The organism is Ralstonia sp. R-29 (assembly GCF_049913345.1).
Lineage (GTDB): Bacteria > Pseudomonadota > Gammaproteobacteria > Burkholderiales > Burkholderiaceae > Ralstonia.
In genome coordinates, this window is sequence record NZ_CP184377.1 from 2,491,791 (window position 1) to 2,515,906 (window position 24,116).

A 24,116-nucleotide genomic window follows, 5' to 3' on the forward strand; every position below is an offset into this window, starting at 1 on the left:
AAAAGCTGGCGCGGCAATGAAACTGGACGGTGTGTGAGGAGGACTCGTGCCGCGATACGTTGTCGCGACCTGTTAAAAATGTGAATTGGGGCAGTTTACCCAAAAGAAAAGCCCCGCTGCGGAGCGGGGCTTCATCTATGAAACAGAAAAATCAGGCGTAGCGGCGCAGGCGCACGGCAAATTCCTGCAGGGCATGAATGCCGCTTTCCTCAGCGCGCTTGCACCAGTCCTGCAGTTGGTGCAGCAGTTGCTCGCGCGTGGCATTCGAGCGGCTCCACAGGGCACCCAGCTCGCGGCGCATTTCCACGAACGTGTGCAGCGACGAGTGGTCCGACACGATTTGCGAGAGCTGCTCGCGCTGCGGTGCGCCCAGCTTGGCCTCGTCGCGATGGAACCACTTGCGGGCCGGCTTCAGCGCACGGTATTCCGTATCCCGCGAGGCCTTCAGCTTGGCCAGTTCCTCGCGGTAAGCGGTCTTGACGGCCTTGGCGTAACGCGCCATCACGTCATAACGGTTGGCGATGATGGCTTCCAGCGTGTTCTGGTCAACCGGCTTGGCATCAACAAAACGGGCCTTGGGCGCCACCTTCTTCACCTTGGCCAAGCCCACGATTTCCAGCGCGCGGATGTAGCCCCAACCGATGTCGAACTCGTACCACTTGACCGAGAACTTGGCCGACGTCGCGTACGTATGGTGATTGTTGTGCAACTCTTCACCGCCGATGATGATGCCCCACGGCGACACGTTGGTCGACGCGTCTTCACAATCGAAGTTGCGGTAGCCCCAGTAGTGACCCAGGCCGTTGATGATGCCGGCAGCGTGGATCGGGATCCACAGCATCTGCACCGCCCACACCGTCAGACCCAGCGCACCGAACATCAGCACGTCCAGAATCAGCATCAAGCCAACGCCCTGCCACGTGAACTTGGAGTACAGGTTGTGTTCGATCCAGTCGTCCGGCGTGCCGTGGCTGAACTTCTGGATGGTCTCTTGGTTCTTCGCCTCGGCGCGGTACAACTCAGCGCCCTCGAACAGCACCTTGCGGATGCCGCGGGTCTGCGGGCTGTGCGGATCCTCTTCGGTTTCGCACTTGGCGTGGTGCTTGCGGTGGATGGCGGTCCATTCACGCGTGACCATGCCGGTCGTCAGCCACAGCCAGAAACGGAAGAAATGCGCGGGAATCGGGTGCAGATCCAGTGCTCGGTGCGCCTGGCACCGGTGCAGGAAAATCGTGACGCTGGCGATGGTGATGTGGGTCACCACCAGCGTGAAAATCAGGATTTGCCACCACGCCCAGTCGAGGGTGCCGTTGGCAAGGAAATTCAGAATGGAGTCGATCAAAGTGCTCTCCGTGGTCAACTCGGGGGTGATGGAAGCAGCCTAGGTCGGGAGGGACAATGCTGCCTCGTCAGGCCATCCGCTGTCACATGCATGCAACAGCGGGGTCGTCTTTGGCGGGGAATCGGGCATCGAACGTGTCGGCACCCGGCTTGCGCGTCACATCGGCGGCCCTGAAGCCGTGCCGGTCATATGACCTCCGCCCTGCGCAATGCAAGCCATTCGCGGCACTTTGTCACAAGCCAAAAGCCTTTGCGACGGCGCCGTCTCATCCTTCGTGGGAGAAGCTAGCATTCTAACCGAATACCCCCTCTAATCCATGGGGGAAAACCGCCAATTTGACCCAGAACAAGCGAGCACCGTTCCCGGCCGACCTATGTTAGGCCGGCGCGGAAGCACGGTCGGAAGCGGCGTCAGCATCACCTGACGCATCCTGCTGAACCGTGACCGGCGCCAGCATCCGCACCTCGCGCTGCGGATACGGAATGTCGATCCCCGCCGCCTTAAAGCGACGATAAATCGCCCGGTTCAACTCAGATTGCACGCCCAGCTTGCCGTTGTGGGGATCAGCGATCCACACACCCAATTCATACTCGATGCCGCTGTCGGCAAACAGCACCATGAACGCAGCGGGCGCCGGCTCGGCCAGCACGCGCGGAACACCTTCGGCGCATTGCACCAGCAACGCGAGCACGCCTTCCGGGTCGGCCGCATACGACGCCTGCACGCGCACAGCCACCCGCACGGTGCCGCGTTCGTTATGGTTCTGCACCGCCTGCGCGACCATCAGCTCGTTCGGCACCAGCGTATCGCCATCCCCGTTGCGGACCACGGTGTAGCGCGTGCGGATTTGCGTGACGATGCCGGTGTAGGAGCTGACCGTGATCTGGTCGCCCAGCTTGAGCGAGCGCTCGAGCAGAATGATGAAGCCCGACACGTAGTTGCTGGCGATCTTCTGCAGGCCCAAACCGAGGCCCACGCCCAGCGCGCCGCCAAACACCGACAGCACCGTCAGGTCGATACCCACCAGCGACAGGCTCAACAGCAGCGAAATCAGCAGCAGCATCGCCTTGGCCACGCGCGAGAGCACGACCTTGAGATTGGCATCGAGCGCCGCGGCGCGCGTAATGCGATTGTCCAGCCACGAGCCGAACCACATCGCCACCAGCACGGTGAGCAGAATCCACACCACGCCCATCAGCATGGCTGCCAGACTGATCTTCTGCTTGCCGCCCACGGCAAAGCGAATGCCGTCTAGGTAATCGACCACATCGCCCAGCACGCCGAGCACGTAGAGCACCATGCCAATCCACATCAGCGTGGTCAGCACGCGTTCGACCAGCACCAGCATGCCGTGCAACTCGCCGTTGGCGGACAGCACGCGCCGGAGCACATAAAACGCGAGGTACAGCATCGCCAGGCCAAACAGCGGCACCGCCGCCAGCCGGAACACGCTGATCGGCATGGTGCCCACCAGCGCATAGCGCGCGCCCAGCACTAGCAGCCAGCCGATCAGCGGGAACATCGCGCGCTCCAGGCTCGACCACGCAAAGCGCAGCGCAAACGTGTCGTTGACATGACGGGCATGCAGGCGCCGCGCGATCGGCCCAGCGAGCAGCCACGCAACGCCCAGCAGCAACACGAGCACGCCCAGCTGCCAGATGAAGCGCGGGCCACCAAGGTCGGCGACGATGTCACCGATCATGTGGCCCAGCGCGATGTGGTTCAGGTTCAACGGCAATCCGTCCATTGGAGCGACCGGTTATTGCATTCCTATTGCGATCGGTAGGGCAACGCGTCGCCCACGTGCTTCTGCCAGTTGGCGGCGTAGCGCTGCGCGAGGTCAGCATCGCCCCGCACGATCAGCACGTTTTCGGCGTTGCCGCGCTGCGCGGTCTGCGTGAAGTTGAAGCTGCCTGTCACCAAGACCGGGTGCGCACCCCGCGCGTCGATCACGATGACCTTGTTGTGCGCGTTCTTGTAGCGCACCTCCAGCCAGACCGGAATGCCCGCGTTGGCGATCTCGGGCACGCGACTGCCGTTGGCGCGCATCATCTGCTCGCGGTCGGCCAGCACACGCACATCCACGCCGCGCTGATGCGCCGCCAGCAGCGCGCGCACGATGGCCTTGTTCGACAGCAGATACGCCTGCACGAGCACTTGCTCGCGCGCCTCGTCAATGGCATCGGCCAGCAGGCCTTCGATATCGTCGTCCGGCGTGAACGCGGCCTGTACCGTACCCTTGGCCGGCAGCACTGGCGGTGCATTGCGCGCCTGGGCGACTCCGCCGGCACTGAATGCCAACACGGCAATCAGCAGCCAACCCCATCGGCGCACCATCATGCGCGGCGCTCCAGCACGGCGGCGAAGAAGCCGTCGGTCTGATGTACCTGCGGATACAGCTCCAGATACGGCCCCATGTCGAGCGCAATCTTCTGCGCCGCCAGCACCTCACCAGCGGGCACGAGCGCGAAGTCTTCGTGCGCAGCCAGGAACTGCTCCACCACCTGCTGGTTCTCGCGCGCAAGCACGCTGCAGGTTGCATAGACGAGACGGCCACCCGGCTTCAGCAGCCGCGCCGCAGACGCGAGGATCGACTGCTGCTTGGCCGACATCTCTTCCACCGCTTGCGCGGATTGGCGCCACTTCAGGTCCGGATTGCGGCGCAGCGTGCCCAGGCCGCTGCAAGGCGCGTCGACCAGCACGCGGTCGATCTTGCCGGCCAGTCGCTTGACCTTGGCATCGTGCTCACTGTCGATGCGGCTCGGATGCACGTTCGACAAACCGCTGCGCGCCAGGCGCGGACCCAGGTTCGACAGACGCTTTTCCGACACGTCAAAGGCGTACAAGCGCCCCGTCGAGCGCATCGCCGCGCCAATCGCCAGCGTCTTGCCGCCCGCGCCAGCGCAAAAATCGACCACCATCTCGCCGCGCTTCGGCGCCAGCAATTGGCACAGCAGTTGGCTGCCCTCGTCCTGCACCTCGACCGTACCGTTGGTGAAGATCTCCAGCTTGTTCAGCGCGGGCTTGCCAGCCAGGCGAATGCCCACTGGCGACAGCGGCGCTGCAGCGCCCTCAATGCCGGCCTCTGCCAGCGTCGCCAGCACCGCCTCACGATCGCCCTTGAGCGTGTTGACGCGCAGGTCCAGCGGAGCCGGCGTCAACCAAGCCTGCGCCAGCGCCTCGGTAAAGTCGGCGCCGTGCTGCGCGACGAGCGCATCAAACAGCCAATCCGGCAAATTGGCGCGCACACGCGGCGCCAAGGCAGCGCGGTCACGCAGTTCCCAGCGGTCCAGCCACTCGGCTTCAGCGGGGCTCAGAAACGGCGCGATGGCCTCGCGGCCCGCAGTCTGCAGCAGGCCAAGCAGCACCAGGCGGCGACGCGCGGGGCCCGTACCGCTCTCGGCAAACTGGCCGAATTCGGTCTTACGGCGCAAGACGGCAAAGGCCGCCTCGGCGATGATGCCGCGCTCGCGGTGGCCAAGTTCGTGGTGCTCGCGGAAGTACTGGCTGACGACCATGTCGGCCGGCGCGGCAAAGTGCAGCAGGCGCGCGAGCACCTTGTCCAGATGCTCGAAATGGCTGCCGTGCACGCCCGTGCGAGGACGCGGGGCGCTGCGTTGCGCCGGTTTGCCCTGCGGCGCGCGATACCAACCGCCACCACCGGAACCCGAACGCTTGTTGTTGCCGCCGCCATTGCGCGGGCGCTGACGATCCTGACTCATGCTGCCTCCCGCGCGTCTGCGCCAATCACAAGCTGCGACGCATCCGGAGACACGCGCACCACGCCTTGCTCAACGGTCAGGCGCCCTTCCACGAACCAGCGCACGGCACGCGGATAGATCACGTGTTCCTGCGTCAACAGGCGTGCGGCGAGCGTCTTGGGCGTGTCGTCCTGGCGGACTTCGATGGCGGCTTGTAGCACGATCGGGCCGTGGTCCAGCTCGGCGGTCACGAAATGGACCGTCGCTCCGTGCACTTTCACGCCCATGGCCAGCGCCTGCTCATGCGTATGCAGCCCTGGGAAGCACGGCAGCAGCGACGGATGGATATTCAGCATGCGCCCGTCGTAGTGCTTGACGAAGCCCGGCGTGAGGATGCGCATGAAGCCGGCCAGCACCACTAGGTCCGGCGAGAAGCCGTCGATGGCTTGCGCCAGCGCAGCATCAAAACTGTCGCGATCAGGAAACGCCTTGTGGTCAACCACCGCGGTGGCAATGCCGTGCGAGGCGGCAAATTCAAGTCCGGCCGCATCGGGCCGATTAGAAATGACAGCAGCAATGCGGCTTGGCCAGCCTTCGGCCTGACAGGCTCGGACGATGGCTTCCATGTTGGAGCCCCGCCCGGAAATGAGAATGACGATATTTTTCATCGCGGCATTTTATCAAGTGCGCCGCACTCCCCCATGAAAATCGGGTGTGCAGCGCGGAGTGACGCCCGCGCGGCGGCCTCGCAGGCGGCTTTGCCGACAGCGTGGTATTTAGCCGACGCGCAACAGCAAAAACCTTGCCGCACCAGCACAAACGCGCGGTCGAACGTTGGCGAGCGATGCCGCGCTCTGATAATCTCGACACCATAATTGTCCGCGCCCCAGGGGTCGGGAGGGCGGCCAGCGGTGGTCCGACGCGCATTGCGCCTCGTTTCATCGTGCGCCGCAACATCGCGTGGACGGTAACCGTGACGGCAAATCGGTGCAGGGGTGGCAAACCCGGCCCGAAACGCCACCGCCCGCGCCGGGTCGGCACGCGTACAACAACAAGAGGGCAATGCCCTCACCGGGGAATAAGAATGACGAGCTCGCTGCGTAGCCTGCTGGTGGTTGACGACCACCCTCTCGCCTTGTCTGGCACGACCACCTTTCTTGCACAAGCTTTGCCGGAAGTTCAGGTGCATGCGGCCATTGGCCGGCGCCAAGCGCTGGCGCTGGTGGATGACGGCGTCCGCCCGGATGTCGTGCTACTGGATGTCTGGCTGTCGGACTGCACCGGCTTCGATGCCATGCGCGAACTGCGCAGCAAGCTGCCTGAAGCGCGCTTTGCCTTCATGTCGGCCGAAAACACACCCGAGGTTGTCGCCAAGGCCCAGGCCCTGGGCGCCATCGGCTTCATTGGCAAGCACGCCGATGCGCACGCGTTTTCCAAGGCGGTTGCCGGCATCTTCGGCGGTGATACGTCGTTCCCATCGGAAGACGATCTGGGCGGCATCAACGGCAAGGGCAACGCCTCGCACGGTATCCCCATCACGCCGGCCGAACTGGGCCTGACGCCGCGTCAGGGCTCGGTGCTGGCACTGCTGCTGGAAGGCCTGCCGAACAAATCCATCGCGCGCCAACTGGGCCTGACGGAAAACACCGTCAAGGAACACGTCTCGGCGATTCTGCAGCGGCTGGGCGTACGCACGCGCATCCAGATCATTTCGCGCATGGAGCGCTTCCGCCTGACGGGCGCCGCCTGATCTAGGGTCTGTTCGCCTAGTACGCGATCTGCGGTTCGGCTGCGCGGCCGCGCAGCCAGCGCTTGAGCAGCACGCGCAACATGTTCGGGTCCATCGGCTTGGCGAGCAGCAGGTAGCCGGCTTCTTCGGCGCGGGCCAGGGCTTCGGAGTTGCGATCGCCGGTCAGCAGCACGGCATGAGCATCGGGGTGGCTCACCTGCCAGCGCTCCAGCAGCTGCAAACCGTCTTCCTTCCCAGGCAGGCGCAGATCGCAGAAGATAATCTGCGGGCGCAAGCCCTTCGACAGCAGTTGCTCGGCGGCGGTGCCGTCGGCGGCGCTGTGCACTTCCACGCCCCAGGCTTCCAGCAGTGCGTGCCACGCCTTGCGGATCTGCGCGTCGTCATCCACCACCAGCACCACGCCCGAGAAGCGCGGCTGATCGAGCACCGCGCGCTTCTGCTGCGCGCGCGGCTCCGCAGCGAGCGGCGCTTTGATGTCGGCGGGCACGGGGCGCAGCGCCATCCAGAACATCGAGCCGCGACCCGGCACCGAACGCACGCCAAACGTGCCGCGCAGCAGGCGCACACATTCCTTGTAGATCGACAGGCCCAGCCCCAGCCCCTGACTCGGGTCGCGCTCGGGGTTTTCGACCTGGTAGTACGTCGAGAAGATGTCCTTCTGATGCTCGGGCGCAATACCAATGCCGGTGTCCCACACCTCGATGCGCAGGTACTTCTGGCGCACGCGCAGCGCCACCATCACGCCACCACGCTCGGTGTAGCGCAGTGCGTTCTGCAGCAGGTTGAACAGCGCCCGGCGCAGCAGCACCGGTTCGGCCATGCCGAACACCGGCAGCGGCGGAATGCGTGACGTGAGCGTCAGCCCCTTGGCGCGCGCATCCGGCATGAACTGCTGGACCACCTCGGTGATGACCTCGCCAAGATCGACCGGCTCCAGCGTCGGCGAGGTCTTGCGGCTCTCCAGCTTCGACAGATCCAGCAGCGAGCGGAACAGCAGATCGATCGTGGCCGCGCCCGAGGCAAGCTGCTCCACCAGCGGCGCCAGCGACTCGGACTGATTGCGCGCCCGCAGCGCCTCCACCAGCAGCACGATCGCGTGTACCGGCTGGCGCAAGTCGTGGCTGGCGGCGGCCAGAAAGCGCGATTTTTCTTCCGATGCCGACAGCGCGCGCTGCTTTTCGTCCTGATAGCGGCGCGCCAGCTGGCGGCTCTCGTTTTCCAGCTGGATTTCGCGCACCAGCGTGTTGTGGATGTTCACGGCGTGCCGCGTCAGCAGCGCTGCAAAGAACAGTAGCGCGCCGCGCAAGTACAGCCCGTGCCCTGGAAATGCCTGTTCCGCCAGCGCAAAGTGCGGCGCCAGAATGCCCGTCCCCAGAATCAGCAGGCTTGATGGCACCGGCGCCTGCGACAGCACCGCCGCCGCCGCCACGCCGATGATCACGATCATCAGTAGGCTGCTGAACTCCAGCGACGGCGACATCAGATAGAGCCCCGCCGAGCACCCCCACGCCACCCCGCCCACTGCCGACATGACGTGCATGCTCGTCCACCACTTGCGGGTGTGCGCGGCCAGCGTCATGCGGGTCAGGTCGTAGCGGTAACCAAAATAGAAGCGCAGGCCTGACGCCGTCAGGCACAGCATGATCAGGCACCAGCCCAGCAGCACCAGCCGGTTGGGGGCGCCCCAGAACGCGGCGACCGTCAGGGCGGGCAGCACCACCGACGCGGCGATCCCCATGGGCGCGCCGCGATGCACGGCCGCGAGCAGCTTGGCTCGGGCGTCCAGTTCAAGCGGTGCGCGGCTGGCGAGCCCAAACTTGGCGAAGAAAATGCGCAACGGGGCGTTCAAGGGTCGACAAGAAGAGAGGGAATAACGGATTGTGCCGCAAGCCCGTCACAATCGAACACATTCTTCGGGCAATTACGCAACACCTTGAGGCGCGCAGGCGCTGGGGCAATCCCTTATATAATGTGCGTTTTGCTGGATTTTCGCGGCGAACGGGCCCGATCCGGCATCCAAGCGTTTCCTTTTTCTCGACACCAACGTCTCTCGTGAAAGTCTTTCGCGGCCTGCCCAACGCCGAAAGTCGCGCGCCCTGCGCGCTGACCATCGGCAACTTCGACGGCGTGCACCGCGGGCACCAGTCTCTGCTGGCCCGTGCACGCGCGGCGGCCGACGCACGCGGGCTGCCGCTCACGGTCATGACGTTCGAGCCGCATCCGCGCGAATTCTTCATGCCGGACCGCGCCCCCACCCGCATCGCACTGCTGCGCGACAAGCTCGAAAGCCTGCGCAAACAGGGCGTCGATCGCATCGTCGTGGAGCACTTCAACGCGCATTTCGCCGGCCAGACGCCGGACGAGTTCGTGCGCAACGTGCTGGTCGACGGCCTGCACACGCGCTGGCTGCTGGTGGGCGATGATTTCCGCTTCGGCGCCAAGCGCGCGGGCGACTTTACCTATCTGCAGGCAGCGGGCGCCCAGTTCGGCTTCGAGGTCGAGCAGATGGGCTCGGTGTCGGAATCCGGCATCCGCATCTCCAGCTCGGCCGTGCGCGAGGCGCTGGCCGCTGGTGACCTGGAACACGCGCGCCGCTTGCTCGGCCACGGTTACGCGATCAGCGGGCATGTGGTGCACGGGCAGAAGCTCGGCCGCTCGCTGGGCTTCCCGACGCTGAACCTGCGCATCTCGCATAAAAAGCCAGCGGTATCGGGCATCTTTGTCGTGCAGGTGCACGGGCTGGCCGAGAAACCGCTGCCGGCCGTCGCCAGCATCGGCGTGCGCCCGACCGTGGATGATTCCGGCCGCGTGCTGCTGGAAGTGCATATCTTCGATTACCACGCCAGCGTCTACGGCAAGCTGGTCCGCGTGGAATTCATGAAGAAGCTGCGCGACGAGGCCCGCTTCGATTCGCTCGATGCGCTGAAAGATGCCATCGCGCAGGACTGCATCGACGCGCGCCATTTCTTCGGCCTGGCTGTGCCTGCCGACGGCGAATCGCCAGCCCTGCGGCGCGCGCAGTTTGCCAATTCCGCCACCTCAGCTACCGACCGAATTCAGTAGGCGGCTGACGCACTCGCCGCCCGAAAGCTACGCCGCGCACGCGCCCTGCCCTGATAGGCGCGCTGCCCCGATCCGATTTGCCCGAATCTGCCCCACATCACACCATGTCCGATTCCCCGAAGTCCAAAAAGCCCACGCCGGAGAAGAGCAAGTACCCGGTCAACCTGCTGGACACCCCCTTCCCCATGCGCGGCGATCTGCCCAAGCGCGAGCCGCAATGGGTCAAGCAATGGCAGGACAAGCAGCTCTACAAGACCATCCGCGCCGCGCGCAAGGGCGCGAAGAAGTTCATCCTGCACGACGGCCCGCCATACGCCAACGGCGACCTGCACATCGGCCACGCGGTCAACAAGATCCTCAAGGATATGGTGATCAAGGCGCGCGGCCTGACCGGGCTTGATGCCGTCTACGTGCCGGGCTGGGATTGCCACGGCATGCCGATCGAGATCCAGATCGAAAAGCAGTTCGGCAAGGGCTTGCCCGTCAAGGAAGTGCAAGAGAAGGCGCGCGCCTACGCCACCGGCCAGATCGCCCGCCAGAAGGTGGACTTCGAGCGCTTGGGCGTGCTGGGCGATTGGGCCGATCCGTACCTGACCATGAACTTCCGCAACGAGGCGGATGAGGTCCGGGCGCTGGGCAAGATCCTGGAAAAGGGCTACGTCTTCCGCGGCCTGAAGCCGGTCAACTGGTGCTTTGATTGCGGCTCGGCGCTGGCGGAAGCCGAAGTCGAATACGCAGACCGCACCGACCTGTCGATCGACGTCGGCTTCCCGTTTGCGGATATCGACGCACTGGCCAGCGCCTTCCACGTGGGCGCCGATGTGCTCAAGGCCAAGCCGGGCTGGATCGTGATCTGGACCACCACGCCATGGACGATCCCCTCCAACCAGGCGCTGAACCTGCACCCGGAAATCGAATACGCGCTGGTCGATACGACGCGCGGCCTCGTGATCGTCGCCAAGGAGCGCGTCGAGGCCTGCCTGCAGAGCTGGAAGCTCGAAGGCACCGTGCTGGCCACGTGCGAAGGTGCGGCGCTCTCGGGCGTGCGCTTCCACCACCCGCTCGCCAAGATGGACGCGGGCTATGACCGCACCTCGCCGGTCTACCTGGGCGACTATGTGACCACTGACACCGGCACGGGCATCGTCCACTCCGCGCCCGCATACGGCGTGGAAGACTTCCAGTCGTGCAAGTCGCACGGCATGGTCGACGCCGACATCATCAACCCGGTGATGGGCAACGGCGTGTACGCATCCACGCTGCCGCTGTTCGGCGGCCAGATGATCTGGGATGCCAATCCGAAGATCGTCGAAGTGCTGCGCGACTCGGGCAACCTATTCGACGCACACAAGCACCCGCACAGCTACATGCACTGCTGGCGCCACAAGACACCGATCATCTACCGCGCCACCTCGCAGTGGTTCGCGGGGATGGACGTGCAGCCCAACGACGGCAATGCCACGCTGCGTGAGACGGCGCTGGCCGGCATCGACGCCACCGCGTTCTACCCGTCGTGGGGCAAGCAGCGCCTGCACAACATGATCGCCAACCGCCCGGACTGGACGCTCTCGCGCCAGCGCCAATGGGGCGTGCCGATGGCCTTCTTCGTGCACAGGGAAACCGGCGCGCTGCACCCGCGCACGCCCGAGCTGCTGGAGCAAGTCGCCCAGCGCATCGAAAAGAGCGGCATCGAAGCCTGGCAGTCGCTCGACCCGCGCGAGCTGCTCGGCGATGAAGCCGACATGTACGAGAAGAACCGCGACACGCTCGACGTGTGGTTCGACTCGGGCACCACGCACTGGCACGTCATCCGCGGCTCGCACGCGGCCGATCTATATGACGCCTCGGCCGAGCTGCCCGATGGCCGCCTGGCCGATCTGTACCTGGAAGGCTCGGACCAGCACCGCGGCTGGTTCCACTCGTCGCTGCTGACCGCCTCGATGCTGTATGGCAAACCGCCATACAAGGGCCTGCTCACGCACGGCTTCACGGTGGATGGTGAAGGCCGCAAGATGTCCAAGTCGATCGGCAACACGATCGCGCCGCAGGAAATCGCCAACAAGATGGGCGCCGAGATCATCCGCCTGTGGGTGGCCTCGACCGACTACTCGGGCGAACTCGCCATCTCGGATGAGATCCTCAAGCGCGTGGTGGAAAGCTATCGCCGCATCCGCAACACGCTGCGCTTCCTGCTCGCCAACCTGACGGATTACGACCACGCCAAGCACACGCTGCCGACCGAGCAATGGCTCGAAATCGACCGCTACGCCGTGGCGATGACGGACGCGCTGCAGAAGGAAGTGCTGTCGCACTACGACGTGTACGAATTCCACCCGGTGGTCGCCAAGCTGCAGACGTTCTGCTCGGAAGACCTGGGCGGCTTCTACCTCGACGTGCTGAAGGACCGCCTGTACACCACGGCGCCGGATTCCGTGGCGCGCCGCTCGGCTCAGAACGCGCTGTATCACATCACCCAGGCGATGCTGCACTGGATGGCGCCGTTCCTGTCGTTCACGGCCGAAGAAGCGTGGCAGGTGTTCGCGCACGGCACCGAGCACACCGACACCATCTTCACCAGCACCTACTACGACGCCCCGATGCCGCAAGGCGCCAGCGCGCTGCTGGAGAAGTGGGCCGCCATCCGCAACGTGCGCGGCGAAGTGACCAAGCAACTGGAAACGCTGCGCGTCGACGGCAAGATCGGCTCGTCGCTGCAGGCGGAAGTGACGGTCTCCGCCGGTGACACGGTGTACGACGCGCTGGCGAGCCTGGGCGACGACCTCCGCTTTGTGCTGATCACGTCGGCCGCCAAGCTGGAACGCGCGCCGGAGGGCGGCGATCTGCTCATCAGCGTGGTGCCGTCAACGCACGCCAAGTGCGAACGCTGCTGGCACTACCGCGCTGACGTCGGCCACGACCACGCCCACCCGACCCTCTGCAAGCGCTGCACCGACAATCTGTTCGGCGCCGGTGAACAACGGAGCGCGGCATAAATGGCGACGCGTAACAACGGCAAGAGCAAATCGGTCGGGTTGAAGAAGAGCGGTGGCGGTGGCCATGGGCTGGGCCCGTGGCTGGGCCTGGCCGTCATCTGGATCCTGCTGGACCAGTTGACTAAGGTCGCCATCCTCAAGACCTTCACCTACGGCGAATCGCGCCCCATCACCGGGTTCTTCAACCTCGTGCTGGCCTATAACCGGGGCGCGGCGTTCTCGTTCCTCGCGGCAGCGGGCGGATGGCAGCGCTGGTTCTTCACAGGCCTGGGCGTGGCGGCGGCGGTGTTCATCATCTGGCTGCTCAAGCGGCACAGCGGACAGAAGATGTTCTGCTTCGCGCTGGCGCTCATTCTGGGCGGCGCGCTGGGCAACGTGATCGACCGCGTCATCTACGGCCACGTGGTGGACTTCCTGGATATCTACCTGCACAACTACCACTGGCCAGCTTTCAACGTGGCGGACTGCGGCATCTCCATCGGTGCGGTGCTGCTGATTGTGGATGAGCTGCGGCGCGTGCGGCGATAACCGATCGCTCGCCACCCCGACAAACCCTCGCCTGGCGCGAGGGTTTTGTTTTGCCTGCGCGGCGGTCGACCGGATTTAGCCCACACGCGGCCCCAAAAGAGCCGTCGCCGGACCGCTGACCTTCATCGTCGAGGCTCTGAGCTTCATCAACGGACCTCCGAGCCCCGCGCATGCACCTAAAAGGGGCGTCGCCGGACCCCTCAGGCTCCACCGTTGATGCTTTTTTCAGCATCGATGATGCTCAGTGCTCCATCGCTGCCGCTTTTTTCATCAACGTTGAGGCGATGGAGGTCCGACGATGCTGCTTTTTTCAGCAATGTCGGAGCTCTGAACCCCATCGTTGGAGCTTTACACGTCGCCATCAGGGCTTTGAGCCTCGTGTGAACGCGCCGGAGGCCAAGCCGGTATCATCGCCACACTTCCCGCATCAACCGCCATCCCGGGCGGACACTTATGGAACTGCAAGGCAAACATTTCGTGCTCGGCCTGACCGGCGGCATCGCGTGCTACAAGTCGGCCGAACTGGTGCGGCTGCTGACCAAGGCCGGCGCCACCGTGCAGGTGGTCATGACCGACGCCGCCACGCACTTCATCACGCCGGTGACGATGCAGGCGCTTTCGGGCCGCCCGGTCTTCACGTCGGAATGGGACAACCGCATCGGCAATAACATGGCGCACATCGACCTCTCGCGTGAGGCCGACGCCATCGTCATCGCCCCGGCATCGACGGATTTCCTCGCCAAGCTTGCGCATGGCATGGCCGACGATCTGCTCTCCACGCTGTGCATCGCGCGCGATTGCCCGCTGCTGGTCGCCCCCGCCATGAACCGGCAGATGTGGGCCGCGCCTGCCACGCAGCGCAACGCCGCCCAACTGCGCGCCGATGACGTCACCCTGCTCGGCCCCGACGCCGGCGATCAGGCCTGCGGCGAAGTCGGCGACGGCCGCATGCTGGAGCCGGAAGACATCGTCGAGCGGCTCATTGGCTTCTTCCAACCCAAGCTGCTGCGCGGCCACCGCGTGCTGCTGACGGCCGGCCCGACCTTCGAGCCGATCGACCCAGTACGCGGCATCACGAATCTATCGAGCGGCAAGATGGGCTTTGCGCTGGCGCGTGCCGCATCGCAGGCCGGTGCGGAAGTCACGCTGGTCGCTGGACCCTGTCACCAGAACACGCCCGCAGGCGTATTGCGTATCGACGTGCAGACCGCCCAGCAGATGCACGACACGGTGATGCGTGAACTGGATGCGAGCAAGAACGACATCTTCATCGCCGTGGCCGCCGTGGCCGACTGGCGTGTCGCGCAAGCCGCCGAGAACAAACTCAAGAAGCAGAACGACTCCGACGTACCGGCCCTGACATTCACGCAGAACCCGGACATCCTGGCTGGTGTTGCTCGCCGCCCGAACGCACCGTTCTGCGTGGGCTTTGCGGCCGAGACCGAGCGGCTCGAAGAATTTGGCGAAGCCAAGCGCCAGAAGAAAGGCATTCCGCTGCTGGTCGGCAATCTCGGTCAGAAAACCTTCGGCCGCGACGACAACGAAGTCGCGCTGTTCGACGCCAAGGGCATCACCCACCTGCCGCGCGCTGACAAGCTGACGCTCGCGCGGCAGATCGTCGCCGCCATCGCCGACCGCGTGCACGGAGCGCGGCCATGAGCGCACCAATCCGCCTATCCGTTCTCGACCAAAGCCCGGTCATCTACGGCCACAGCGCGCGCGACGCGATTGCCGCGACGGTCGACCTGGCACAGCTCGCCGATTCCCTCGGCTACACGCGCTACTGGTGCGCCGAGCACCACGGCCTGCGCGGCGTCAGCAACCCTGCGCCGGAAGTGATGATTGCCCGCGTGGCGAGCGCCACGCAGCACCTGCGCGTGGGCTCCGGCGGCGTGATGCTGCCCTACTACAGCCCGTTCAAGCTGGCCGAGCAGTTCCGTTTGCTGGAGGCGCTGTTCCCGAACCGCATCGACCTGGGCGTCGGTCGCGCACCCGGCGGCGACATGCGCACCGCGCAAGCCGTCGCCATGGGCGACTACAACCGCGGCGACATCTTCCCGCAGCAGGTGCAGGAATTGATCTGGCACCTGACCGGCACGCTGCCGTCCGACCACCCGGCCTACGGCGTCCTCCTGCAACCCGAGATCGATACGAAGCCGGAACTGTGGGTGCTCGGCTCCAGCGATTTTGGCGGCGCATTGGCGGCACGTCTCGGCATCCGCTTCGCGTTCGCGCACTTCATCAACCCGCACGTCGGCCACATCGTCGCGCAGCAATACCGCACGGACTTTGAACCCGGCTTCGACGCGCGCCCATACAGCGCCGCTGCCATCTTCGTGATTGCAGCCGATACGGACGCGGAAGCCCGCCGCTATGAAGCCGCCGTCGACCTGCGCCGCGTGCAAATGGCGCTCGGCGCGAACGGCCCGATCCCGACCGTCGAACAAGGCGAAGCGCACGTCTACACCGAGCGCGACCAAGCCATCGTCATGCGCGAGCGCCCGCGCAGCATCATCGGCACACCGGAATCGATCGCCGACCAAATGCACGCGCTCAAGGAACGCTTCGTCGCCGACGAACTGATCGTGCTGACCGTCGCGCCCAGCTACAAGGCCCGCATGCGCTCGTACGAGCTGCTGGCCGAGGCGTTTGCGCTACCATCTCCGGCTTCCGTCACCTCAGCCAATCCATCTTCGGCCTGCCCCGCATGAAACTCGACGTCAAGATCCTCGACGCCCGCCTGCACGAACAGCTACCGCAGTACGCCACCACCGGCAGCGCCGGGCTGGACCTGCGCGCCTGCGTCGACGCCCCGCTCACCATTGAGCCCGGCACCACGCACCTGATCCCGACCGGCATGGCCATCCACCTGGCTGATCCGGGTTACGCGGCGTTGATCCTGCCGCGCTCTGGCATGGGCCACAAACACGGCATCGTGCTGGGCAACCTGGTCGGCCTGATCGATTCGGATTACCAGGGTCAGCTCATGGTCAGCACGTGGAACCGCGGCAACACAGCCTTCGTGCTCAACCCGATGGAGCGCCTTGCGCAGCTCGTGATCGTGCCGGTGGTGCAAGCCGAGCTGAACATCGTCGACGACTTTGCCGAGAGCGAGCGCGGTGCCGGTGGCTTCGGCAGCACTGGCCGCCACTAAGTAGCGTCTACGCAATAAAAAACGGCCCGGGATAAGTTCCGGGCCGTTTTGTTTGGAGCGACAGACTCGTCAGGCTTCCGCTTCTTCCTGTGCAGGTGCCGGCGGCGCTTCGTTCTCGGAGAACTCCAGCTTCACCGCATCGGCATCGTCCAGATCCACGATCACCTTGCCGCCGTTGGTGAGCTTGCCGAACAGCAACTCGTCGGCCAGCGCCTTGCGGATCATGTCCTGGATCAGGCGCTGCATCGGGCGTGCACCCATCAGCGGGTCGAAGCCCTTCTTCGCCAGGAAGCGGCGCAGCTTCTCGGTGAAGATGGCGTCCACCTTCTTCTCGTGCAACTGCTCTTCCAACTGCATGAGGAACTTGTCCACCACGCGCATGATGATTTCCTCATCCAGCGAGCGGAAGCTGATGGTCGCATCCAGACGGTTGCGGAACTCCGGCGTGAACATGCGCTTGATGTCGGCCATCTCGTCGCCCTGTTCGCGCGTCGTGGTGAAGCCGATGGTCGCCTTGTTCATCGTCTCGGCGCCCGCGTTGGTCGTCATGACAATGATCACGTTGCGGAAATCCGCCTTGCGGCCGTTGTTGTCCGTCAGCGCGCCGTGGTCCATCACCTGCAGCAGGATGTTGAAGATGTCCGGGTGCGCCTTCTCGATTTCATCCAGCAGCAGCACGCAGTGCGGCTTCTTGGTCACGGCCTCCGTCAGCAAGCCGCCCTGGTCGAAGCCCACGTAGCCCGGAGGCGCGCCGATCAGCCGGCTCACCGCGTGGCGCTCCATGTACTCCGACATGTCGAAGCGGATCAGCTCGATGCCGAGGATGAAAGCGAGCTGCTTGGCGACTTCCGTCTTGCCCACGCCGGTCGGGCCGCTGAACAGGAACGAGCCGATCGGCTTGTCCGTCTTGCCCAGGCCGGCACGCGACATCTTGATGGCCGAAGCCAGCGCGTCGATGGCCGGGTCCTGCCCGAACACGACCGACTTCAAATCGCGCTCCAGCGTCTGCAGCTTGCTGCGATCATCCTGCGACACGCTTTGCGGTGGGACGCGGGCGATGCGCGAGACGATGTCTTCGATCTCGCTCTTGCCGATCGTCTTCTTCTGCTTCGACTTCGGCAGGATGCGTTGCGCCGCACCCGCTTCATCGATCACGTCGATCGCCTTGTCCGGCAGGTGGCGGTCGGTGATGAAGCGTGCCGACAGTTCCGCCGCAGCGGTCAGCGCCGACGATGCGTACTTCACGCCGTGGTGCTCTTCAAAGCGCGACTTCAGCCCACGCAGAATCTGCACGGTCTGGTCTACGGACGGCTCCACCACGTCGATCTTCTGGAAGCGGCGGGACAGCGCTGCGTCTTTCTCGAAGATGCCGCGGTATTCCGTGAACGTGGTCGCGCCGATGCACTTGAGCGCACCTGAGGACAGCGCCGGCTTGAGCAGGTTGCTCGCGTCCAGCGTGCCGCCCGAAGCAGCGCCCGCACCGATCAACGTGTGGATCTCGTCGATGAACAGGATCGCGTTGGGGTTGTCCTTGAGCGACTTCAGCACGCCCTTCAGGCGTTGTTCAAAGTCACCGCGGTACTTGGTACCGGCCAGCAACGCGCCCATGTCCAGCGAGTAGACGACGGACTTCGCAAGGATGTCCGGCACTTCGCCCTTGGTGATGCGCCATGCCAGGCCTTCCGCGATGGCCGTCTTGCCGACACCCGCCTCGCCGACCAGCAGCGGGTTGTTCTTGCGACGGCGGCACAGCACCTGCACCACGCGCTCGACTTCCTGCTCGCGGCCGATCAGCGGATCGATCTTGCCTGCCTTGGCCAGCGCATTCAGGTTCTGGGTGAACTGCTCCAGCGGGCTTTCCTTGCCGTCGCCAGCTTCGCCTTCGGGGTTGGCGTCACCGTGCTTGGCCGGTTCTGCCTGATCCTTGCGGATGCCGTGACTGATGAAGTTGACGACGTCCAACCGGGTCACGCCCTGTTGCTGGAGGTAGTACACCGCGTGCGAATCCTTCTCGCCGAAGATGGCGACCAGCACGTTCGCGCCCGTCACCTCTTTCTTGCCGTTGGAGGTGGACTGCACGTGCATGATGGCGCGCTGGATCACACGCTGGAAGCCCAGCGTGGGTTGCGTGTCCACCTCGTCCGTGCCGGGCACCACCGGGGTGTTGTCGGCGATGAAGTTCTTCAGATGCGTGCGGAGGTCTTCGATGTTGGCGGCGCAGGCGCGCAGCACCTCCGCGGCCGTCGGGTTGTCCAGCAGCGCAAGCAGCAGGTGCTCCACCGTAATGAATTCGTGGCGAGCCTGGCGGGCTTCAACAAACGCCATGTGCAGGCTGACTTCCAGTTCTTGCGCGATCATGCTTCCTCCATCACGCACTGCAGCGGGTGACCCGCTTGCCGTGCATGGGTTGATACTAATTCCACTTTCGTCGCGGCGATATCCCGGGTGTAGATACCGCACACGCCCCTACCTTCCCGATGCACAGTCAGCATGATCTGCGTGGCAGTCTCCCGGTCTTTGCTGAAATATTGCTGAAGGATCATCACGACGAATTCCATCGGGGTGTAGTCGTCGTTGAGCAGTAGCACCTTGTACATCGCGGGCGGTTTGAGCGCTTGCTCTTTCCGCTCCAGGACGGTGCCTGCATCGTGTTGTGGAGTGGTCGCTTGCCGGATTGCCATGGTCTTATTCTAACCACTCCTTTCGCATTCGCAATTTGGGGAAATAACGCCGAGTTCAAGGTCTACAAACGGTTTGGACGAACGCATGCCGATCTGCCTGCTGCTGGGCGCAAGACACGCGCCCAGGGCGATCAAGGGGGTATCGGCACATCGCGCGTTCAACCGTTTTCCGCAAATAGGGACGATCCGGCCGATTTCGAGCAAAACCTCTTCAAAAACTGACCGTTTTTCGCCACAAACCCACCTTCGGCAGCCTTGACAGTCTGTGACTTTCCTCGAACAATCGAATTCAACATGTGCGCGCCACTGCCCCGCAAACCGTTGGCATCGCGCCTCATGAATGGTGAGCCCGGGAGGCCTCACACCAGTCGACGACAGATCGACAACCGCTCCAGGTTGTGGCGTTTTGCCACAAGAAGACCAATCGCTGGAGGCGCGGTTCCGACCGCGCCTTTTGTCGTGCCCCAGGCGCGGCTTGGCGATCGCTGCGGTACCGCTCTGCCACTGCCACGACAGGCAAACCTTCCCGGCTCGGACTTGTGTTTCCACGGAGGGGTTTTCATGGCAATTGGTACGGTTAAGTGGTTCAACGACGCCAAGGGTTTCGGCTTCATCTCGCCTGACGAAGGTGGCGAAGAGTTGTTCGCACACTTCTCGGCGATCCAGATGGCCGGCTTCAAGACGCTCAAGGAAGGTCAGCGCGTGCAGTTTGAAGTGACGCAGGGCCCGAAGGGCAAGCAGGCCACCAATATCCAGGCTGCCTGATTGGTGTTGTAGGGCACCCTGTCTTCGGCGGCGGTGCCCAAATGCAAAAAACCCGGCGACATGCCGGGTTTTTTGTTGCCCTGGCGCAGGACAATGACGGCGACATCTCACCGCACGCAACATGTCATTTCCGTGCGGATTGCACTACGGTGAATCACTACGGGAAGCTCGCCAAGGAACCGCATGCTTGAAACCGCTGCGCTGGCCGCAGGTTTGTCCTGGACCAGCGGATTTCGCCTCTATCTGGCCGTGTTTGCCGCCGGCATGCTGGGACGCGCGGGCTGGCTGCATTTGCCGCCGGGCTTGCAGATGCTGGAATCGTGGTGGGTGATCGGCTTGGCCGGCGTACTGGCCGTGGCGGAATTTCTGGCAGACAAGATTCCGGGCTTTGACTCGGTGTGGGACGGCATCCAGACGGTCATTCGCGTGCCGGCGGGCGCCATTCTGGCGGCAGCGGCGTTCGGCCAGCTTGATCCGCAGTGGATGGTGGCGGCTGGGCTGATTGGCGGCACGCTGGCTGGAACCGCACATGCCACGAAGGCGGGCACCCGTGCGCTGATCAATACATCGCCCGAGCCGTTCTCGAACTGGGTGGCGTCGTTCAGTGAAGACGTGGCGGCCACCAGTGGTTTGCTGATGGCGTTTTTCCTGCCCGTCGCGTTTCTGGTGGTGCTGGGGCTATTGCTGCTGGTGTCGGTGTGGCTGTTGCCCAAGCTATGGCGCGGTGTGCGGCATCTGCGCGATGCGTTGCGCGGCCGCGCGTCTGAATCGCCAGCCGCCCGGACGACGCGGCTGCCACGCTAGCGCATCATCCGAACGCGCGCAGGAGCCCGAACAGCGCCAAGGCCAGCGCGCAAGACCACCCGGAAAACACCACGCGCCACACCTTGTGCTGGGGAACAAACCCCACGCCGCGTACCAGCCCTGCGCTCATCGCCCAGAACAGCAGCATGGCGAGCGTGTGATCGGCGTGCCCCGCGCGGTTGGCTGCGATGTACGGATAGACCGTGCCCACCGCCATGACGAGCAACCCGGCAGCCAGGCTGGCCGGGTGCAAGCGCGGCTTGTCTGCGGGGCTCACGCGCGGTCCTCGTCGGCGGTGGTGCCGGCTGCGCGGGCATCGCTCACCTCGCCCCACATCGCATTCAGCACGGCCAGCAACACTGCAAAGCCGACGCCCAGAACCCAAGTGAAGTACCACATGTCATGTCCTCCCTGGGTCAGTAGACCGAATGCTCGTTGGCCCGGATATGGGCGACCGTCACCTTGCCGCGCATGACGCGGTAGCACCAGCTGGTGTAAGCCAACACGATGGGCGTGAAGATCAGCGCCGCCCAGAACATGAGACCCAGCGTGAAGTGGCTGGACACGCTGTCCCACACGGTCAGGCTCGCGGCCGGCATGCTGGAGGACGGCAGGACGAACGGGAACATCGACGCCCCTGCCGTGGCGATGATGCCCACCAGCGACAGCGACGACAGCACGAATGCCACCAACGTACGCCCTGCCCGTGCCAGCCGCACCGCCAGCAGCGCACCCACCACGCCGATGATCGGCAGCAACCACAGCAGCGGCTGCACTTGATAGTTGTGCCACCACGCGCCAGCGGCGCGCACCACCGTCTTCGCCATCGGGTTCGACACCCCGGCCGGGTCGATGGCCGAGCTGATGACATAGCCCTCGATGCCACCCCAGCGCAACCACGCGCCGGCCGCGATGAAGGCCACCACTGCCACGATGGCGGCCCCGGTTGCAGCGCGGATGGCGCGTTGCTGGATGAGGCCCTCGGTGCGGTGCGCCAGGTAGATGCCGCCGTGCATGGTGATCATCGCGCTCGACACCACGCCCGTGAGGATGGCAAACGGGTTTAGCAGTTGCCAGAACGTGCCGGTGTACGTCACCACCATGAAGCTGTCGAAATGGAACGGCACGCCCTGCAGCAGATTGCCGAACGCCACGCCAAAGATCAGCGGCGGCACCGCGCCCCCGATGAAGAGCCCCACGTCCCACGCTTTGCGCCACGTGGCGTTGTGGATCTTGCTGCGGTAGTCAAACCCGACGGGCCGGAAGAACAGCGCCCACAGTACCGCCAGCATCGCCCAGTAGAAGCCGCTGAATGCCGTGGCATACACCAATGGCCACGCCGCGAAGATCGCGCCACCGCCGGTGATGAACCAGACCTGGTTGCCGTCCCAGTGCGGGGCGATGGTGTTGATGGCAACGCGGCGCTCATCGTCGGTCTTGCCGACAAAGGGCAGCAGCGTGCCGACGCCCATGTCGTGTCCGTCCATGATGGCAAAGCCGATCAGCAACACGCCGATGAGCAGCCACCAGATGACCTTGAGGGTTGGATAGTCGAGCATGTCGTCCTCCTCAAGCGTGGGTGGGTTCGAACTGATAGCGCCCAGTGCCAAGGCTGCCGGGGCCCTGACGGGCGAACTTCACCATCAGGTACATCTCGGCGATCAGCAGCAGCGTGTAGAAACCGATGAAGCCTGCCAGCGAGCCGTAGAGGCTGGCCTCGGACAGCGTCGATACGCTCAGGTGCGTGGGCAGCACGCCGTAGATCGTCCAGGGCTGACGGCCATACTCCGCCACCACCCAGCCGAGTTCTGCAGCAATCCACGGCGCGGGCAGCATCCACAGCGCCCAGCGCAGCAACCAGGCCGGCGCCTTGCGCTGCGGCCGCAGCGTGCTCCAGAACGACAGCCCAAACAGCGCCAGCATCAGAAAGCCCAGCCCGACCATGACGCGGAAGCTCCAGAACATCGGCCACACGCGCGGCACGGTGTCGTTGACCGCCTTGTCGATCATCTCGGGCGTAGCCTGCCGCACGTCGGCCACGTACTTCTTGAGCAGCAGGCCGAAGCCCAGGTCTTGCTGATGGATCTGCAACGTCTGATGTGCCGGCGCGTCGTCCGGATGCTTGCGCAGGGTTTCCAGCGCCGCCACGGCCTCGATGCCGCTCAGAATGCGGCCTCGGTTGCGTTTCTTGATCTCATGAATGCCCGGAATCTGCTTGGACACCGAGCGCGTACCGATCAGGCCCATCACCCATGGGATCTCGACGGCCCAGTTGTTCTTCTGCTCACGCTCGTTGATGGACGCGATCACATTGAAGCTGGCCGGCGCGGGCTCGGTCTCCCACATGGCCTCGATGGTGGCCATCTTGGTTTCCTGGGCTTCGCCCACGGTGTAGCCGGATTCATCGCCCAGCACGATCACCGAGCAGACACTGGCCAAGCCGAACGCCGCGGCCACGCGGAAGCTGCGGCGCGCAAACTCCACATCGCGCCCGCGCAGCAGATACCAGCTCGAAATCGACAGCACGAACATCGCGCCGGTCACGTAACCGGCCGACACGGTGTGCACAAACTTCGCTTGCGCCACGGGGTTGAAGACCACCGCCCAGAAATCCGACATCTCCATGCGCATGGTCTGCCAGTTGAAGTCGGCGCCCACCGGGTTCTGCATCCAGCCATTGGCGATCAGGATCCACAGCGCGGAGAGGTTGGTGCCGATCGCCATGAGCGTCGTCACCAGCAGGTGCTGCGTCTTGGACAGGCGATCCCACCCAAAGAAGAACAGGCCGATGAAGGTGGATTCCAGGAAGAACGCCATCAACCCTTCAATGGCCAGCGGCGCGCCGAAGATGTCGCCCACGTAGTGCGAGTAGTACGCCCAGTTGGTACCGAACTGGAATTCGAGCGTGATACCCGTCGTCACACCCAGGGCAAAGTTGATACCGAACAGCTTGCCCCAGAAGCGCGTCATGTCCTTCCAGACGACCTTGTCGGTCATCACGTAGACGCTTTCCATGATCACCAGCAGCCAGACTATGCCCAGCGTGAGCGGCACGAACAGGAAGTGGTACAGCGCCGTGGCCGCAAACTGCAGCCTGGATAGATCGACCAAATGCTCGGATATCACGGATGCCCTCCCTGCGCTGGTGGTGTCACGCCAAGACGATCAGCGGCCCGCTCGGCATCGACCGGCACGCGGACGTCCCGCACGAACACCCACCACAGCGCAGCCAACACCGCCACCTTAAGGGTGACGACGATGAGCAAATGGCGGACGAGTCGGCGGTCGTTGGGGCTCACAGGTCGGGCAATCGATTGGGCGGCCAAAAAGTCACA

22 protein-coding genes are annotated in these 24,116 nt (G+C 64.4%); 9 read left to right on the top strand and 13 right to left on the bottom strand.

Features of this window, described 5'->3' with window-relative positions; all coding sequences use genetic code 11:
- Positions 1-151: 151 nt before the first annotated feature.
- The 5 genes from ACN9M1_RS11755 to purN all read right to left on the bottom strand — a co-directional run bounded on the left by ACN9M1_RS11755 (position 152) and on the right by purN (position 5,711).
- A complete protein-coding gene (locus ACN9M1_RS11755; protein WP_426394552.1) occupies positions 152-1,342 on the bottom strand; it encodes a DesA family fatty acid desaturase in 1,191 nt (396 codons plus the stop codon).
- 376 nt (positions 1,343-1,718) lie between these two features.
- Positions 1,719-3,089 (bottom strand): mechanosensitive ion channel family protein, encoded by a 1,371-nt coding sequence (locus tag ACN9M1_RS11760; protein ID WP_426394554.1) that lies wholly within the window; start codon positions 3,087-3,089, stop codon positions 1,719-1,721.
- Between the two features lie 23 nt (positions 3,090-3,112).
- Positions 3,113-3,682, bottom strand: a complete 570-nt coding sequence (locus ACN9M1_RS11765; protein WP_426394556.1) for a phospholipase D family protein — start codon at positions 3,680-3,682, stop codon at positions 3,113-3,115.
- A complete protein-coding gene (locus ACN9M1_RS11770; protein ID WP_426394557.1) occupies positions 3,679-5,064 on the bottom strand; it encodes an RsmB/NOP family class I SAM-dependent RNA methyltransferase in 1,386 nt (461 codons plus the stop codon). The genes ACN9M1_RS11765 and ACN9M1_RS11770 overlap by 4 nt, the downstream gene beginning before the upstream one ends.
- A complete protein-coding gene (gene purN / locus ACN9M1_RS11775; RefSeq protein WP_426394559.1) occupies positions 5,061-5,711 on the bottom strand; it encodes a phosphoribosylglycinamide formyltransferase in 651 nt (216 codons plus the stop codon). Before purN ends, ACN9M1_RS11770 begins: the two co-directional genes overlap by 4 nt.
- 416 nt (positions 5,712-6,127) lie before the next feature.
- On the opposite strand from purN, the gene ACN9M1_RS11780 reads away from it, so the two are divergent.
- The gene (locus ACN9M1_RS11780) at positions 6,128-6,793 is read left to right on the top strand and encodes a response regulator (protein WP_426394561.1); all 666 of its coding nucleotides are present in this window, start codon (positions 6,128-6,130) and stop codon (positions 6,791-6,793) included.
- A gap of 16 nt (positions 6,794-6,809) precedes the next feature.
- Here the strand turns inward: ACN9M1_RS11780 and ACN9M1_RS11785 are convergent, their stop codons facing one another.
- On the bottom strand, positions 6,810-8,642 hold the full coding sequence (locus tag ACN9M1_RS11785; RefSeq protein ID WP_426394563.1) for an ATP-binding protein: 1,833 nt from the start codon (positions 8,640-8,642) through the stop codon (positions 6,810-6,812).
- Positions 8,643-8,845: 203 nt separating this feature from the next.
- On the opposite strand from ACN9M1_RS11785, the gene ACN9M1_RS11790 reads away from it, so the two are divergent.
- From ACN9M1_RS11790 to dut, 6 genes are all read left to right on the top strand, one after another.
- Positions 8,846-9,856 (top strand): bifunctional riboflavin kinase/FAD synthetase, encoded by a 1,011-nt coding sequence (locus ACN9M1_RS11790; RefSeq protein WP_426394564.1) that lies wholly within the window; start codon positions 8,846-8,848, stop codon positions 9,854-9,856.
- 104 nt (positions 9,857-9,960) lie between these two features.
- Positions 9,961-12,849, top strand: a complete 2,889-nt coding sequence (gene ileS, locus ACN9M1_RS11795) for an isoleucine--tRNA ligase (RefSeq protein WP_426394566.1) — start codon at positions 9,961-9,963, stop codon at positions 12,847-12,849.
- On the top strand, positions 12,850-13,377 hold the full coding sequence (gene lspA / locus ACN9M1_RS11800) for a signal peptidase II (protein WP_426394568.1): 528 nt from the start codon (positions 12,850-12,852) through the stop codon (positions 13,375-13,377).
- Positions 13,378-13,830: 453 nt separating this feature from the next.
- On the top strand, positions 13,831-15,036 hold the full coding sequence (gene coaBC / locus ACN9M1_RS11805) for a bifunctional phosphopantothenoylcysteine decarboxylase/phosphopantothenate--cysteine ligase CoaBC (RefSeq protein WP_426394570.1): 1,206 nt from the start codon (positions 13,831-13,833) through the stop codon (positions 15,034-15,036).
- On the top strand, positions 15,033-16,088 hold the full coding sequence (locus ACN9M1_RS11810; protein WP_426394572.1) for an LLM class flavin-dependent oxidoreductase: 1,056 nt from the start codon (positions 15,033-15,035) through the stop codon (positions 16,086-16,088). The genes coaBC and ACN9M1_RS11810 overlap by 4 nt, the downstream gene beginning before the upstream one ends.
- Positions 16,085-16,531, top strand: coding sequence for a dUTP diphosphatase (dut, locus tag ACN9M1_RS11815; RefSeq protein ID WP_426394574.1), 447 nt, complete (start codon positions 16,085-16,087; stop codon positions 16,529-16,531). Before ACN9M1_RS11810 ends, dut begins: the two co-directional genes overlap by 4 nt.
- Before the next feature lie 69 nt (positions 16,532-16,600).
- Here the strand turns inward: dut and clpA are convergent, their stop codons facing one another.
- The gene (clpA, locus tag ACN9M1_RS11820) at positions 16,601-18,889 is read right to left on the bottom strand and encodes an ATP-dependent Clp protease ATP-binding subunit ClpA (protein ID WP_426394576.1); all 2,289 of its coding nucleotides are present in this window, start codon (positions 18,887-18,889) and stop codon (positions 16,601-16,603) included.
- Positions 18,886-19,212, bottom strand: coding sequence for an ATP-dependent Clp protease adapter ClpS (gene clpS / locus ACN9M1_RS11825; RefSeq protein WP_011002382.1), 327 nt, complete (start codon positions 19,210-19,212; stop codon positions 18,886-18,888). The genes clpA and clpS overlap by 4 nt, the downstream gene beginning before the upstream one ends.
- Positions 19,213-19,773: 561 nt before the next feature.
- Between clpS and ACN9M1_RS11830 the strand changes: the two genes are divergently transcribed.
- Together ACN9M1_RS11830 and ACN9M1_RS11835 are read left to right on the top strand one after the other, a co-directional pair.
- The gene (locus tag ACN9M1_RS11830; RefSeq protein WP_426394577.1) at positions 19,774-19,977 is read left to right on the top strand and encodes a cold-shock protein; all 204 of its coding nucleotides are present in this window, start codon (positions 19,774-19,776) and stop codon (positions 19,975-19,977) included.
- A 183-nt stretch (positions 19,978-20,160) separates the two neighbouring features.
- The gene (locus tag ACN9M1_RS11835) at positions 20,161-20,781 is read left to right on the top strand and encodes a DUF4126 domain-containing protein (RefSeq protein WP_426394579.1); all 621 of its coding nucleotides are present in this window, start codon (positions 20,161-20,163) and stop codon (positions 20,779-20,781) included.
- Between the two features lie 4 nt (positions 20,782-20,785).
- On the opposite strand, the gene ACN9M1_RS11840 is transcribed toward ACN9M1_RS11835, so the two are convergent.
- From ACN9M1_RS11840 to cydP, 5 genes are read right to left on the bottom strand one after another with little or no spacing between them, the layout of a single operon-like run.
- Positions 20,786-21,058 carry a cyd operon YbgE family protein gene (locus tag ACN9M1_RS11840; protein ID WP_426394580.1) on the bottom strand — a complete coding sequence of 91 codons (273 nt, stop codon included), beginning with the start codon at positions 21,056-21,058 and terminating at the stop codon, positions 20,786-20,788.
- On the bottom strand, positions 21,055-21,180 hold the full coding sequence (gene cydX / locus ACN9M1_RS11845; protein ID WP_426394581.1) for a cytochrome bd-I oxidase subunit CydX: 126 nt from the start codon (positions 21,178-21,180) through the stop codon (positions 21,055-21,057). The genes ACN9M1_RS11840 and cydX overlap by 4 nt, the downstream gene beginning before the upstream one ends.
- A gap of 17 nt (positions 21,181-21,197) precedes the next feature.
- Positions 21,198-22,340, bottom strand: a complete 1,143-nt coding sequence (gene cydB, locus ACN9M1_RS11850) for a cytochrome d ubiquinol oxidase subunit II (RefSeq protein ID WP_426394583.1) — start codon at positions 22,338-22,340, stop codon at positions 21,198-21,200.
- Positions 22,341-22,350: 10 nt separating this feature from the next.
- Positions 22,351-23,907, bottom strand: a complete 1,557-nt coding sequence (locus ACN9M1_RS11855) for a cytochrome ubiquinol oxidase subunit I (RefSeq protein WP_426394584.1) — start codon at positions 23,905-23,907, stop codon at positions 22,351-22,353.
- Positions 23,904-24,080, bottom strand: a complete 177-nt coding sequence (cydP, locus tag ACN9M1_RS11860; protein ID WP_426394586.1) for a cytochrome oxidase putative small subunit CydP — start codon at positions 24,078-24,080, stop codon at positions 23,904-23,906. The genes ACN9M1_RS11855 and cydP overlap by 4 nt, the downstream gene beginning before the upstream one ends.
- Positions 24,081-24,116: the final 36 nt, after the last annotated feature.